Origin of the sequence: Geodermatophilus chilensis, assembly GCF_002802985.1 — a bacterium.
Classification (GTDB): Bacteria; Actinomycetota; Actinomycetes; order Mycobacteriales; family Geodermatophilaceae; genus Geodermatophilus; species Geodermatophilus chilensis.
The window spans coordinates 19,631-33,948 of record NZ_NVPT01000039.1 but is presented as its reverse complement, the minus strand read 5'-3'; the positions used below and the strand labels follow the sequence as shown (position 1 = coordinate 33,948).

Below are 14,318 nucleotides of genomic sequence, written 5' to 3'. Positions count from 1 at the left end.
GGCGCCGGTGCAGTGGCACGAGGTCCTGGGGCTGTGGCTGGCGTTCACCCACGCCGAGAGCAACGCCGTCCTGCGCGACCGCCGGCTGGGCCGCCTCTGGCGCGACCGGGAGCCGGCCGGGCGCTTCGGCTCCTTCAACCTGATCCACCGCAACGCGCTGCTGGAGATGGAGCCGCCGGACCACACCCGGCTGCGCCGCCTGGTCAGCGCCGCCTTCGCCCGCGGGCACGTCGAGCGGCTGCGGCCGTGGGTGCAGCAGCTGGCCGGCGAGCTGGTCGACGGCCTGGTCGAGCGCTCCGGCGGCACCGAGCCGGTCGACGTCCTCTCCGGGATGGCCGAGGAGCTGCCGGTCGCCGTCATCGCCGAGCTGCTCGGCGTCCCGGACGCCGACCGGCCGCTGCTGCGGCCGTGGTCCAACGCGATCGTGAAGATGTACGAGTACGGCCGGACGACGGCGGTCGAGGACGCCGCCGAGCGTGCGGCGGACCAGTTCGTCACGTACCTGCGCGGGCTGGCGGCCGAGCGCCGGCGCGCCCCCGGCGAGGACCTGCTCTCGCACCTGGTCACGGTCCGGGACGCCGACGGCGACCGGTTGACCGAGGACGAGCTCGTGACCACCTGCATCCTGCTGCTCAACGCAGGCCACGAGGCGACGGTCAACGTGAGCGGCAACGGCCTGCTGGCGCTGCTCGAGCACCCCGGCCAGCTGGCGCGGCTGCGCGCCGACCCCGGCCTCCTGCCGACGGCGGTCGAGGAGTTCATGCGGTTCGACTCGCCGCTGCAGCTGTTCGAGCGGACGGCGACCGCCGACGTCGAGGTGGGCGGCGTGACCGTGCGGGAGGGGCAGAAGGTCGCCGCGCTGCTCGGGGCCGCGAACCGCGACCCGGCGGTGTTCGCCGACCCGGACACCCTGGACGTCGGCCGCACCGACAACCCGCACATCACCTTCGGGGCCGGCGTGCACTTCTGCATCGGCGCCCCGCTGGCCCGCGTCGAGCTCCAGGCCTCCTTCGGCGCCCTGCTGGAGCGCACCTCCCGGCTGGAGCTCGGCGGGGCGCCGGTGCGCCGTCCCGAGTTCGTCATCCGCGGCCTGGCCGAGCTGCCCGTCGTCCTGACCCGGTGACGCTCGACGTCGCGGAGGTGCTCAGCCGGCTGCACGGGCTGGCCGACCCGGCGCAGCTGGAGGGGATGGCCCGCTACGGCATCGGCGGCGCCGACACCCTCGGCGTCACGGTGACCGAGCTGCGCGCGCTGGCCAAGGAGCTGGGCCGCTCGCACGAGCTGGCCGCGGGCCTGTGGAGCTCCGGCGTCCACGAGGCCCGGATCCTGGCCAGCCTGGTCGAGGAGCCGGCAGCGGTGGACGAGCGACAGCTCGACGAGTGGGCGGCCGCGTTCGACCCGTGGGACGTGTGCGACCAGGTCTGCCAGAACCTGGTCCGGCACACCCCCTTCGCCTGGGCCAAGGCGCTGGAGTGGAGCGGGCGGCCGGAGCCGTTCGTCAAACGGGCCGGGTTCGCCGTCATGGCCGGGCTCGCAGTGGCGGACAAGCGGTCGGACGACGACCGGTTCGAGCCGTTCCTGCGCGCGGTTGCCGAGCGAGCGGACGACGACCGGCCCATCGTCCGGAAGGGGGCGAGCTGGGCGCTGCGGCAGATCGGCAAGCGCAGCCCCGACCTGCACGCCCGCGCCGCCGAGACGGCGCAGCAGCTGAGGTCACGGGGCCGTGGCGCCCGCTGGGTCGGCGTCGACGTCCTGCGGGAGCTGGAGCGGCGCCCTCCTGGTGGATGGTGAGCGTGGTCACTGGCACGATGCCGCTCATGCGCGGCCTCATGCAGGACTACCCCCTCACCATCGACGCGATCTTCCGCCACGTCGAGCAGCACTACGGCGACGGGACGATCGCCACCGCGGGCCCCGGCGGGGTCACCCGGGTCACCTACGCGGAGTGGGCGGAGCGCACCCGCCGGCTCGGCGGCGTGCTCGACACCCTCGGCATCAGCGCCGACGGCCGGGTCGGCACCTTCGGCTGGAACAGCCAACGCCACCTGGAGCTCTACTTCGCCGCACCGAGCACCGGCCGCGTGCTGCACACGCTCAACATCCGGCTGTTCCCCGAGCAGCTGACCTACATCGCCAACCACGCCGAGGACGAGGTCGTCTTCGTCGACCGCTCGGTGCTGCCGCTGCTCTGGCCGCTCATCGACACGATGCAGACCGTCCGGCACGTCGTCGTGATGGAAGATGGCGGCACCGCGGACGTCCCCGACGATCCGCGGGTGCTGGACTACGAGACCCTGCTGGCCGAGGCCTCCCCCGTCGACTTCCACGTCACGGACGAGAACTCCGCCGCATCGATGTGCTACACGAGCGGCACGACGGGCAACCCCAAGGGCGTCGTCTACTCGCACCGCTCGACGTTCCTGCACACCATGGGCGTGATGGCGCCCAACGCCTTCGGCCTGGGCATCCAGGACGTCGCGATGCCGGTCGTGCCGATGTTCCACGCGAACGCGTGGGGCATCGCGCAGGCGGCGCCCGCCGCCGGCGCCTCGCTGGTGATGCCCGGCCCGATGATGCAGCCCGAGGCGCTGGCCGACCTGATCGTCAACGAGGGCGTCACCTTCACCGCCGGCGTCCCGACCATCTGGCAGGGCGTGCTGCCGCACCTCGCCGGCCGCCCGCACGAGCTGCGGGAGATCGGCTGCGGCGGCTCGGCGGTGCCCAAGGCGCTGTCCGAGGCCTACCGCGAGCAGGTCGGCCTGGCGATCCTGCAGGCCTGGGGTATGACCGAGACCCACCCGGTCGCCTCGTCGGGCATCCTGCCCCCGCGGTACATGGACGCCGACGACGCGACCAAGGCCGACCAGCGCGCCCGCGCCGGCATCCCGTTCCTCGGCGTGGAGGCGCGCATCGTCGACGCCGAGACCCTCGAGCCCCAGCCGTGGGACGACAAGGCCACCGGCGAGCTGCAGGTGCGCGGCCCGTGGTGCGCGAAGGACTACTACAACCCCGACGCCGGCGTGGAGCTCACGACACCGGACGGCTGGATGCGCACCGGCGACGTCGCCGCGATGGACGCCTACGGCTCGATCCGGATCGCCGACCGCACCAAGGACCTCATCAAGTCCGGCGGCGAGTGGATCAGCTCGGTCGACCTGGAGAACGCGATCATGAGCCACCCGAAGGTCAAGGAGGCCGCGGTCGTCGGCGTCCCGCACCCGAAGTGGGACGAGCGCCCGCTGGCCTGCGTCGTCCTCAAGGAGGGCGAGACGGCGACGGAGGAGGAGATCCTCGAGCACCTGAAGCCGCAGGTGGCCAAGTGGTGGCTGCCCGACGCGGTGGAGTTCATCGACGAGGTGCCCAAGACCAGCGTCGGCAAGTTCTCCAAGAAGGACCTGCGCACCCGGTTCGCGGAGTTCCCCGCGCGCGGCTGAGCCCGGTGGGTCCGTCCGCCCCGGCGGACGGACCCACCCGTCACATCACCCCGCGGAGGGGCTCGAACACGCTGAGTGCTATCCGATAGTGACGATTCGGAAGCGCTCGACTACTTTGTGCTCATGGTGTTCGCCCCGACCCGTCCTTCGTCGGAACGACCGACCGACGCCTCGTCCACCACCCCGGGCCGGCACCGGTCGGAGCGCGGCCGGCGCCGAGTGTGGGCCTCGGGCCTCGCCGCCGCGGTGGTCGGCGCGGGGCTGCTCGCGCCGTCGCTGCTCGCCCCCGAGGCGCCGTCCGAAGCCGCTGCCGTCGTCGAGCAGGCCCGCAAGACCCGCAGCGCCCCCACGACGGCGCCGGCCCCCACGCAGACGACGGCCGCCCCCGCGCCGACCACGTCGACCGCGAGCGCGACGGCGACCACCACCGCCCCGGCCCCGACGAGCACCGCCTCCGCGACCACCGCTCCGACGTCCGGCGCGCCCGTCACCACGTCGGCCCCGGCACCCTCCTCGACCGCCGTCCCGCCCGCCACCACCGACAACCCGCTCGCCGGGATGACCTTCTACGGCCCGAACACCGGCGCGGCCCAGGCCGCGACGGAGCCGGGTCGCAGCGCCGCGGACGCCGCGGCCCTCGCCGAGCTGGCGAGCTCGCCCACGGCGCTGTGGCTGGGTGCGTGGAGCGGCGACGTGACCGCGACGGTCCGCCGGGAGGTCGCCGCCGCGCAGGCCGCCGGCGCCGTGCCGGTCCTCGTGACCTACAACGTCCCCGGCCGCGACTGCGGCGGGTACTCCGCCGGCGGCGTCGGCTCCTCGGCCGAGTACCTCGGCTGGGTGCAGGCGGTCGCGGCCGGCATCGGCAACGCCAAGGCGGTCGTCGTCGTGGAGCCCGACGCGCTGGCCCAGCTGTGCGGCGACCCGGCCGAGCGGCTGTCGATGCTCCGCTCGGCGGTCGGCCTGCTCGAGGCCAACCCCGGCACCCACACGTACCTGGACGCCGGGCACGCGGCCTGGGTCGGCGCCGCGACGATGGCCGAGCGGCTGCGCGCCGCGGGGGCGACCGCCGCCGACGGCTTCGCGCTGAACGTCTCCAACTTCGAGACCACCGCGGCCAACGTCGCCTACGGCCAGCAGGTCTCCGCGCTGCTGGACGGGGCGCACTTCGTCGTCGACACCAGCCGCAACGGCAACGGCCCCGGCACCGACTGGTGCAACCCCCCGGGCCGCGCCCTCGGCGAGCGGCCGACGGCGCAGACCGGGCAGGCCCGCGTCGACGCCTACCTGTGGGTCAAGCGCCCCGGCGAGTCCGACGGCACCTGCAACGGCGGCCCGACGGCCGGCACCTTCTGGGACACCTACGCGATCGGGCTGGTGCGCAACGGGTAGCGGTCAGCCGCCCACACCCGCCAGCTCGCCGGCCGGCGGCAGCTCGTCGTAACCCACCCGGTAGACGAGCAGCCGCAGTCCGGGCGAGGGCTCGTACGAGGCGCTCTGCTCGAAGTTCTGCTGGAAGTACTGGAAGACGTCCTCCTCGTACCCCTGGTCGTAGCTGAGCAGCAGGTAGACGTACTGGTGCCCCTCGGTGAGCGAGGCGACCTGCTCGGGCAGCCGGGCGGGGTCGAACGCCGACGCGGGGCCCTCCCGGTCCCACAGCGGCAGGGTGGCCGTGCGGGCGGCCCCGTCGTAGTAGTACTCGAACGGGTAGACGGTGAACGACGAGCTGAGGACGACGACGTCCTGCGGCGTGGCGCCGTCCTCCACCAGCTGGGCGGCCGTGCGGTAGTCCTCGTCGACCGGGGTGTCCGGGTTGGCCGCCTGCACCACCGTGCCGAGGACGGTGACGCCCAGCAGGGCGGCCGCCAGTCCCCGGGCCACCGGCCTGGTGAGGGTGCTGGTGAAGCGCACGAGGAGCAGCAGCAGCGCCGGGAGCGCCGCGATCATGTAGCGGCTCAGGAAGAACGGCGTCACCAGGTGGCTGACGACGAAGGCGAGCACCACCGGCACGAAGGCGGCCACGACCAGGTAGGCCGTCGCCCGGTCCAGCCGGACGCCGACCCGCACGCTGGCCAGCGCCCCGAGCACCAGCAGCGGCCAGGCCGAGACCAGAACGGTGTTGATCGGGTCGCTCTGGAAGCCGAAGAGGAACTGCGAGTAGACGTTCGAGAAGTCGACCGACGACGGCTCGGGCAGGTTCGGCCGGGTCTGCGACGCCGACCCGTTGGCGCGGAAGTACAGGAACCACGGCAGGTAGGCAGCACCCACGAGCGCGGCCACCCCGGCGATCTTCACGATCGCCGTGCGCGGCAGCCGCCGCCACATCAGCAGGACGTAGATGCCCTGGGCGGCCAGCACGAACGCGAAGAAGTAGTGCGTGTAGATGCCGACCACGGCGGCTGCGGCGTACCCGATCCAGGCGGCCCGCCGGCCGGTGGTCACGACGGTGAGGAAGCAGTACTGGCTGACCAGGGTGACCAGGACCAGCATCGAGTACATGCGGGCCTCGCTGCCGTACCACTGCAGGAACGGCGAGCAGCTGAAGACGACGAGGGCGAACAGCGCCCACGGCGTGCTGAGGACCTTGCGCGCGACCAGGTAGAAGACCGGGACGGCGGCCAGCAGGAACACCAGCGACAGCAGCCGGGCGGTCTGGACGTCGGGGCCGAGCACGAGCCGCCAGGTGCGCAGGAGCACGTGGTACAGCGGGACGTGCACGTCCTCGGCGATGATCCGCAGCAGCGAGCCGTAGCTGTGGTTGGTCTGCCAGAGGCTCTGCGCCTCGTCCAGGCGGATCGAGTTGCGCAGGAACTCCGCCCGGGCGCCCAGCAGGACCAGCCCGAGGCACAGCAGGTGGACGACGGCCACGACGACGGGGTCGCCGGCCCGGCGGGGGACGATGAGGCGCGACTCCCGGCGGGCGCGCGGGCGCGTGCCGACGACGGGCGACGGCGGGGCGGGGAGCAGGTCGGTGGACGCGGTGCTCATGGCGCGGGGCTCCTCGCGGCGGCTCAGTCGTGGGCCGGCTGCAGGGCCGGCTCCACCGACGGGGTGGTCCGCGTGGGCGCCCGGTGCCGGCCGGCCGGGGCCGACGGCGACGGGGACGACGCGGGGACGAGCAGCGCGCCGCGGGGCGCGCGGGACGGCGAGGCCGCCACGATGAACGGCACCGAGATGGCCAGGTGCACGGTCAACCAGGCGACGTTGGCCATCAGCGAGGCGCTGGCGCCCTCCCGGGCGTAGCCCACCAGGAGCGCGACCAGCGCGACGGCCGCGTAGACCAGCTGCGGCACGACCAGCCGCAGGAAGTTCGGCCGGGCGCCGTCGGTGGCGGTCTTGCTGGTGACGGCGAAGGACGTCTTACGGTTGGTCAGCACCGCCGCCATCGCGGTGATCTGCAGCCACCAGGCGCTCAGCGAGAAGGCGATGGCCTGGTAGCTGTAGGCGAAGTTGCTGGTCCGCTGCAGCACGTACAGGTTGATCCACATGTAGGGCACGAAGACCAGCGCCAGCGTCATCGTCGACGTCACGACCGGCGTCTCGCCGGTGAGCAGGAAGACGATCGGCAGCAGCGCGTCGAGCAGGATGACCGAGCCGGAGAGGTAGTAGCTCGCCGACAGCAGGTACTGCAGCTTCTGGCTCGTGGTCAGCCCCCGCCGCAGCAGCGGGTTGTACTTGAAGATCACCTCGAGGCTGCCCCGGGTCCACCGGAACTGCTGCTTGTAGTAGTTCAGGAAGTCGTCCGGGGCCAGCCCCTCCGCGAGGACCTTGGGCACGTAGACGCTCTTCCAGCCCCGCTCGTGCATGAACAGCGAGGTCAGGAAGTCCTCGGCGATGTTGAACTCGCACATGCCGCCGGCCTCGACGATCGCGCTGCGCCGCACCGCCATGTTGGTGCCGCACATGAACGCCGAGTCCAGCCGGCTCTTGCCGGACATGATCGGCCCGAAGAACAGCGTCTGCTGGTCCCACGCCACGCGGGTGATCCGGTTGCGGTCCTGGTTGGCGTAGAACTGCGGCGTCTGGACGAAGCCCATGTCGTCGGCGGCGAAGTAGCCCATGACCTCGGTCAGGAAGTCCCGGTGGGGCACGTGGTCGGCGTCGAACACGACGAAGAACGGGCTGTGCGTGCGAGAGAGGGCGTGGTTGATGTTGCCGGCCTTCGCCCCGCCCGGCGTCACCCGGGTGATGCAGGTGACGTCGAGCTCGTCGGCCAGCTCCTCGATGTCGCGCCAGTCCTCCTTGCCCGCGACCAGCCCGTCGTTGAGCAGGAACACGCGGAAGGGCACCAGGTAGGCCATCGCCTTCGCGGCGCGGGCGGTCTCGCGGACGACGTCCACCGGCTCACCGCAAACGGTGATGAAGACGTCGACCGGCTCGCTGAAGTGCGGGTCGAACAGGCGCGTGGTGTCGCGGCCCCAGACCGTCCAGCAGTAGCCGACGATCTGGGCCAGGTGGAACAGCTCGGTGGCCAGCAGGGCAGCGAACAGGAACCAGTTGCCGTGCTCGAAGGCGAAGCTGATGACCAGCGTGTAGGCGACCGCCAGCACGATGTTCAGGACGAGGAAGCCGCGGTTGGGCACGTACTGCAGGAAGCCGGTGGTGTCCGGGCGTGAGGTCGCACTGCGACCGGGGGCGAGTGACACGGCGCGTTACTCCTCGGAGACGTTCAGGTTGGGCAACTCGTCGAGGTGGAGCGCCATCCCGAACCACACCCAGTTGGAGTCGTAGTAGGTGAGCTGCTCGTCCAGGTCCCCGGTGTCCAGGTCGTAGAGCGGCAGCAGCTCGTCGGTGTAGACCTCGTCGGCCAGGTCGGGCCGGACGGTGTCGAAGTAGCCCATCGCGCCGCCGTACACGGCCGGCGCCTCCGAGTCCGCGGCGGGCGTGCCGTCCCGGTGGTAGGCGGCCACCAGCCGACCCTGCTCGAGGTAGGTGTCGGCCAGGAAGGACTGGCCCTCGAGCAGCCGGAGGGCCCGCTCGTCCCCGTACCAGGCGTGGTCGAGCGCCAGCCGCCACGAGACCCGCAGCGCGTCGGTGCTGTACCGCGTGCTCAGGTCGCCGGCCACCGCGGACAGCTCCCCGGTGCTCCGGTCGACGTGCACCCAGTCCGGCGGCAGGCCGACCGTCGCGCCGGCGCCCAGCGGGTCCCCGGTGAGCCGCCCGAGCAGGGCGTACGAGCTGTCCACCAGCCCGGCCCAGTCGCGGTCGGGGTCGACGGCGGCGAAGACGCGGTAGGCGTACGGCGCGAGGGAGGAGGGGTTGACCAGCACCTGGTCGCCGCCGTTGCGCTGCAGGTCGTCGGCCACCAGCACCGGCGCGCCGTCGACGCGGACGACGGACTGCTCCCAGACGGCGTCGACGATCGGCAGCGCGTCGTAGAGGTAGTCGTCCTGCTGCCAGCGCGAGTAGGCCATCAGCAGCGCGAGGGCGACGTCGACGTCGGCGTCGGTCGCGGAGACGGCGCCGCCGAGGTCCTGCTGGATGCCGTACGTCCCGTCGGCGAGCTCACCGAACCGGTTGGCCAGCAGCGCGTCGTCGCGCTGCAGGTTGTCCTTCGTCCACTGCCAGCTCTGGGCGAAGGTCTCCTGGTCGTCCATCCAGACGGCGCGCAGCATGGTGTAGCTCTGGCCCTGGGACGTGGTGACCGCGCCGTCCTGCAGGTCCAGCGTGCGGCCGGTGCCCGACTCGAGGTACGTCTCCCGGTAGTCCCGCCAGAGGTCGGCCAGCACCGACTTCCCCGAGGCGACCATCGGCTCGTCGGCCGCGACCCGGGCGACGGCCCGCTGGACGTCGTCCGCGAGCCGGACGCCGCCGACGACCGCCGCGACCACGGCGACGACGAGCGCGACGGCGACCCAGCGCCGACGACGCCGACGTCGCTGCGCCGGGCGCCGGGCGGTCGAGGACAGGAGGGTGTCGTCGTCCTGGAGGGTCTCCGGGACGACGCGCGTGTCAAGCCGCATGCCGGCCACCCCGCCCGTCGGGTCGCCGGGGGTCGGCGGGGAACGTGCGACCGGCCACGTCGATCAGGTCCACCACCGGCTCGTCGAACAGGTGGCGGCCGCCGATGAGGTCGGCGTGCCGCGCGACCAGCACGCTCACCGAGGGGTCGTCCCGGCGGGCGCCGAGGCGGGCGAGGACGGTGTCGACGTCGCCCTCGTCGGCGCCGGCGAGCAGGCCGCGCACGGTCGTGCCGTCGGAGACCCACACGTCGCCGCTGCGCCGCGCGGACTCCCAGTCCGCGCGCAGGGCGGACTGCCGGACGCTGAGCACGACGACGAGGTCGTTGCCCGTGCGCCGCTCGCGGTGACCGAGGTGCGCCCGCTCGACGCGCGCCCGCTCGGTCTCGATCGCCTGCAGCACGCCGTCGGCCGTCCGCTCCCAGGTGAAGCGGGCGGCCCAGGCCCGCGCCCGCTCGCCGATCGTCCCGGCGACGGCCGGGTCGCTCAGCGTGGCCAGCGCCCGGACGATCGCCTCGGCGAGCCCGTCGCCCGAGCCGTCGACGAGCCAGCCGGTCTCGCCGTGCCGGACGGTGTCGCGCAGGCCGCTGACGCGGCGGGCGAGGGCGGGCACACCGGCGGCGTTGGCCTCGACCAGCGACACGGCCCAGTCCCCGCCGTCGGAGGCGCTGACCGTCAGCCAGGCGGTGCTGAGCAGGGCGTCGCGCTCGGCGTCGGAGAGCCGGCCGTGGAAGACCACCCGCGCCCCGGCCGCCTCCGCCCGCTGCTCGAGCTCGCGGCGCGCCGGACCCTTGCCGACCAGGTGCAGCTCGGCGTCGGGCACCCGGCGCTGGACCTCGGCCATGGCCTGGGCCAGCGAGTCCAGGCGCTTGTAGACCGTCAGGCGGCCCACGACCACGATCCGCGGCGCGGCGGAGCGCTCCCCCTGCAGGCCGAGCGTGTCGGCGCCGGTGGGCACCACGCGGACGGCGCCGTCGAAGCGCAGCCGGCGGCGGACCTGCGTCCGCGCCGACGGTGAGAGGACGACCACGGTGCGACGCCGGTAGACCCGGCGGCTCACGGGGCCCTCGAGCCACCGCGCCAGCCGAGCGGCCATCGGGCGCAGCGCCCGGGTGAAGAGGTCCTGGTGGACGTGGTGCACCAGGAGGACCACCGGCGTGCGGCGCCCGACGACCAGCGGGCTGAAGAACGGGACGCCGTTCTGCGAGTCGATGACCGCGCCGACCGACCGCCGGTGCCGCAGCAGCCACAGCAGCGCCAGCGGGTAGACGCTCCACCAGGTGCCCAGCCGCCACACGGAGTAGCCGTCGAGGTCCTCCCGGGCGGCGGTGCCGGCCGGCCGGCTGGTCACGAGGACGACGGAGTGACCGCGCCGGGCCAGCTCACGGGCGAGGCGCTCGCAGTAAAGCTCGGCGCCGCCGGCCGCGGGGTGCTGCCGGTCCCGCCAATTCAGGACCACCACGGACGAGCCGGGTACCGCCCGCCTCACGACATCCTCGCCAGCGCCGCGCGGACGGCGACGACCTCGGAGACGACCCGCTTGCCGTGGCTCCACACGTGGAACGAGGAGCCCTCCTGGTCGGTCCACCGGACCGGCACCTCGACCACCGGCATGTCGAGGCGCCGGGCCACGGCGAGGACCTCGACGTCGAAGGCGAAGCCGTTGGCGGTCACCCGGCGGAAGACCTGCTCGGCCGCCTCGCCGGAGAAGAACTTGAAGCCGCACTGGGTGTCGGCGACCCCGCCCACCAGCGGACGGGTCAGCATCCGGAAGGTCGACGAGCCCAGCCGCCGGACCAGGGGCTGGGGCACGGCGTAGCTCGCGCCGGGGGCACGCCGGGAGCCGATGACGACGGGGGCGCCCCGCTCCAGGTGGCCGAGGACCTCGGTGAGCACCTGCGGGGGCGTGGACAGGTCGGCGTCGCAGAAGCCGCGCCACCGCGCCGTGCTGGCCAGCAGACCCCGGCGGACGGCGGCCCCCTTGCCCTGCCGCGCGCAGCCGATGAGGCGGAGCACGGTGTTGTCCGGACGGTGCTCGGCGACCTCGTCGACGAGCTCGGCGGTCCGGTCGACCGAGCCGTTGTCGACGACGGTGATCGCGACGCTCATCGGCAGGGTAGCGGTGTGCGCGGTGAGGGCATGCAGCGTCGCCCCGAGCCGGGCCTCCTCGTTGTAGACCGGAACGACGATGTCGAGATCGGGCTTGCGCTGACTCACCGCTGGGGCACCTTCCACGGACGGACGGGTCGTAGAACCGGTCGACGGGGCGCTCACGCGCGCTCCCACCCGGCGCTGGGCGGGGGGACCAGTGGGGGGACGAGGCCGGAGCCCCGACCCGGGGCGGCCGGGAGGTCCGCAGCGGCGAGGACCTCCCGGCGGGCGAAGACGAACCGGGAGCTGAGGAGGAAGTTCGCCGCGGCGCTGACGACCGTCGCGACGACGGCGCTCTCCATCGGGCCGAGGCCGACGAGGCGGTGGGCGGCGGAGAAGACCACGGCGTTGACGCCGAACCCGAGGGCCGCCGAGCCGTTGAAGAGCAGCGCGCGGCGCAGGATCGAGCCCACCGTCTCCGAGCCGACGGGGCGGCGCGCCGACCAGGTCCAGAAGTAGCTCAGCGCGAAGTTCACCTGGGTGGCGGTCAGGAAGGCGATGACGTTGGCGACCTCGGGCACCGACCACGGCAGCACGAGCCGGAAGACCGCCAGGTGCAGCGCCGTGATGACCAACCCCACGACGGCGAACCGGGCGGTCTGGGCACGCCAGAGCGCTCGCAGCATTCAGACAACTCCCTCAACCGGCGCGGACGCCGGACGCCTCGGGAGCAGCCGTTCCTCGACACCCCCCGTGGTACCGGACGCCGAAGCTACCCGGACCTGAGAGGGCTCTCAGCTGCGCTTTCTCGGGCACTGACGACCGGCAGCAGCTTGATCACCGAGCGTCAGGGAATCGCGCGCCGTCGGATGACGTACGTCACACCAGCGCCTCGTCGACCTGTGGTCCCGGCCACGTGACCGGCGGCACGGCACGACATCTGCGCAGGTCAGACCCGGGATGCAGGGTGCCGCGCCGCCCCGAAGGTCGACCCGCCGTAGATCTTCATCACATTTTTCGTAACGGATGCCCTACGACCCGGTCTGTATCTTGCCCGGCGTGACTCGTGAGGCACCTCCGCGCAGCACGCGGACCGGCCAGAGGCTACCCAGGTGAGCCGGCGACGGATCACCGTGGTCGGCCTCGGTGCCCTCGCGCTGCTCGTCGTCGTCCTCGCGGCCACCCTGGGGACCAGGGGCGGGGACACGACCGGGGGCCAGAGTCCGGCGTCCCCCACCTCGGCCGCTCCCACCGCAGTGGAGCTGCGCACCTACACGGCCGCGGAGGCGGGGCGGGCGTTCCTGACCGGGTACGTCGACGAGGACGGCCGGGTCGTGCGCTCCGACCAGGGCGGGGACACCGTCAGCGAGGGGCAGGCCTACGCCATGCTCGTGGCGGTCGGTCTCGGCGACGCAGAGACCTTCGAGTCCGTCTGGATCTGGACGCGCGAGAACCTGCAGCGTCCCGACGGACTGCTCAGCTGGCGGTGGGCCGACGGCGCTGTCGTCGACGAGTCGTCGGCTTCGGACGCCGACCTGGACGCCGCCCGGGCCCTCGTCCTCGCCGGCGGACAGTTCGGGCGACCGGAGTACACGACCGCGGGGTTGGACCTCGGGCGGGCCGTGCTCGACCTGGAGACCGTGCAGACGGCGGCCGGCCGCATCCTCATCGCCGGCCAGTGGGCGACGACCGCGCCCTACCCCTACAACCCGAGCTACGCCTCCCCCGGGGCCACCGCGGTGCTCGCCGAGGCCTCGGGCGACCCGCGCTGGACGGAGCTGGCCGTGGGCAGCCGGGCGGTCACCCGCTCGCTGCTCGACCAGGCGCCGCTGCCCCCGGACTGGGCCCAGGTGCACGCCGACGGCAGGGTGGAGGCGATGCCCGGGGCGATGGGCCGGGGGCAGAGCGTGCGGTACGGCTACGACGCCACGCGCACACCGATCCGCTTCGCCGAGTCCTGCGACCCGGCCGACCGGGCCCTGGCCGCGGCCGTGGTCGGGCCGCTGGACCGCGGCGGCGACACCGCCGAGCTGGACCTCGGCGGCTCCCCCGTCGCGCCGGGCGCGTCGGTGGTCGCCGCGACCGGCCAGGCGGCGGCGGTGGCCGCGGCCGGGGACACCGTCCGTGCCGCCGAGGAGCTCGTCGACGCCGACCACCTGGCGCAGTCGGTCCCGAGCTACTACGGGGCGGCGTGGGCCGCGCTGGGCCGGTTGGTGCTCACCGACGACGTGCTGGGCGGGTGCCCGCCGGCGCCGGCCGCGACCTGACCGACCTCACCCGCCCAACCCAGGCCTCCGCAGGAACGTCCCGCTGACGGGCTCCCGCAGCTGCTCGACGGGCGCTGATCAACAGCTCCAGGTCGTGTACAGAGCGGAAGTCGACACGTCATGGACGACCCGACCTGTACGGCAGACGTTCCGGCGGGAACGTCTGCCAAGGCGTTCGGCTTGCCGGCGTTCCCGTGGGAACGCCGCGACCCCAGACCGGTGCGCTCCCCCGGCTGTCAGCGCACGAAGGGCTGCTGGCCGGTCTCGCTCACCATCGGCCGCCCCGCGGCCTCCCACTCGCCCATGCCGCCACCCACGTTGACCGCGTCGTAGCCGTTCGCGTTGAGCCAGGCGGCCACGCGGGCGGAGCGGCCACCGGCGCGACAGGTGACGTAGAGCGGATCGGCCTCGGGCAGCTCCTCCAGCCGCGCCGGCACCTCCCCCATCGGGATGTGGGTGGCGCCGTCGATGTGGCCGGCCACCCACTCGTCGTCCTCCCGGACGTCGAGGACGACGGCGTCCTCGGGCACCTCGCTGGCGGACACGGTCGGGACCTGCTGCGGCATCAC

The 14,318-nt window shown here is 73.5% G+C and carries 12 protein-coding genes; 5 read left to right on the top strand and 7 right to left on the bottom strand.

Annotated elements, in window-relative coordinates; genetic code table 11:
• The 4 genes from CNO22_RS08875 to CNO22_RS08860 all read left to right on the top strand — a co-directional run.
• On the top strand, window positions 1-1,123 hold a 1,123-nt coding region (locus CNO22_RS08875; protein ID WP_100499022.1), incomplete at its 5' end, for a cytochrome P450.
• A complete protein-coding gene (locus tag CNO22_RS08870) occupies window positions 1,120-1,791 on the top strand; it encodes a DNA alkylation repair protein (protein ID WP_198588197.1) in 672 nt (223 codons plus the stop codon). The genes CNO22_RS08875 and CNO22_RS08870, both read left to right, overlap by 4 nt.
• Before the next feature lie 2 nt (window positions 1,792-1,793).
• Window positions 1,794-3,434, top strand: coding sequence for a long-chain fatty acid--CoA ligase (locus CNO22_RS08865; RefSeq protein ID WP_232806904.1), 1,641 nt, complete (start codon window positions 1,794-1,796; stop codon window positions 3,432-3,434).
• Between the two features lie 123 nt (window positions 3,435-3,557).
• On the top strand, window positions 3,558-4,823 hold the full coding sequence (locus CNO22_RS08860; RefSeq protein WP_198588196.1) for a glycoside hydrolase family 6 protein: 1,266 nt from the start codon (window positions 3,558-3,560) through the stop codon (window positions 4,821-4,823).
• Between the two features lie 3 nt (window positions 4,824-4,826).
• On the opposite strand, the gene CNO22_RS08855 is transcribed toward CNO22_RS08860, so the two are convergent.
• From CNO22_RS08855 to CNO22_RS08830, 6 genes are read right to left on the bottom strand one after another with little or no spacing between them, the layout of a single operon-like run.
• Complete coding sequence (locus tag CNO22_RS08855; protein WP_100499014.1) at window positions 4,827-6,419, bottom strand: glycosyltransferase family 39 protein; 1,593 nt, start codon at window positions 6,417-6,419, stop codon at window positions 4,827-4,829.
• A 23-nt stretch (window positions 6,420-6,442) separates the two neighbouring features.
• Window positions 6,443-8,077: a glycosyltransferase gene (locus CNO22_RS08850; protein WP_100499013.1), complete on the bottom strand. Its 1,635-nt coding sequence runs from the start codon at window positions 8,075-8,077 to the stop codon at window positions 6,443-6,445.
• A 6-nt stretch (window positions 8,078-8,083) separates the two neighbouring features.
• The gene (locus tag CNO22_RS08845) at window positions 8,084-9,394 is read right to left on the bottom strand and encodes a glycosyl hydrolase family 8 (RefSeq protein ID WP_157936867.1); all 1,311 of its coding nucleotides are present in this window, start codon (window positions 9,392-9,394) and stop codon (window positions 8,084-8,086) included.
• The gene (locus CNO22_RS08840; protein WP_198588195.1) at window positions 9,384-10,853 is read right to left on the bottom strand and encodes a glycosyltransferase family 4 protein; all 1,470 of its coding nucleotides are present in this window, start codon (window positions 10,851-10,853) and stop codon (window positions 9,384-9,386) included. The genes CNO22_RS08845 and CNO22_RS08840 overlap by 11 nt, the downstream gene beginning before the upstream one ends.
• A 23-nt stretch (window positions 10,854-10,876) precedes the next feature.
• Complete coding sequence (locus tag CNO22_RS08835) at window positions 10,877-11,608, bottom strand: dolichyl-phosphate beta-glucosyltransferase (protein ID WP_157936866.1); 732 nt, start codon at window positions 11,606-11,608, stop codon at window positions 10,877-10,879.
• A gap of 53 nt (window positions 11,609-11,661) precedes the next feature.
• On the bottom strand, window positions 11,662-12,168 hold the full coding sequence (locus CNO22_RS08830; RefSeq protein ID WP_100499009.1) for a GtrA family protein: 507 nt from the start codon (window positions 12,166-12,168) through the stop codon (window positions 11,662-11,664).
• A 426-nt stretch (window positions 12,169-12,594) separates the two neighbouring features.
• Between CNO22_RS08830 and CNO22_RS08825 the strand changes: the two genes are divergently transcribed.
• Window positions 12,595-13,749: a glycosyl hydrolase family 8 gene (locus CNO22_RS08825; RefSeq protein ID WP_100499008.1), complete on the top strand. Its 1,155-nt coding sequence runs from the start codon at window positions 12,595-12,597 to the stop codon at window positions 13,747-13,749.
• A 236-nt stretch (window positions 13,750-13,985) separates the two neighbouring features.
• Here the strand turns inward: CNO22_RS08825 and CNO22_RS08820 are convergent, their stop codons facing one another.
• Window positions 13,986-14,315, bottom strand: coding sequence for a rhodanese-like domain-containing protein (locus tag CNO22_RS08820; RefSeq protein ID WP_100499018.1), 330 nt, complete (start codon window positions 14,313-14,315; stop codon window positions 13,986-13,988).
• Between the last annotated feature and the right edge of the window lie 3 nt (window positions 14,316-14,318).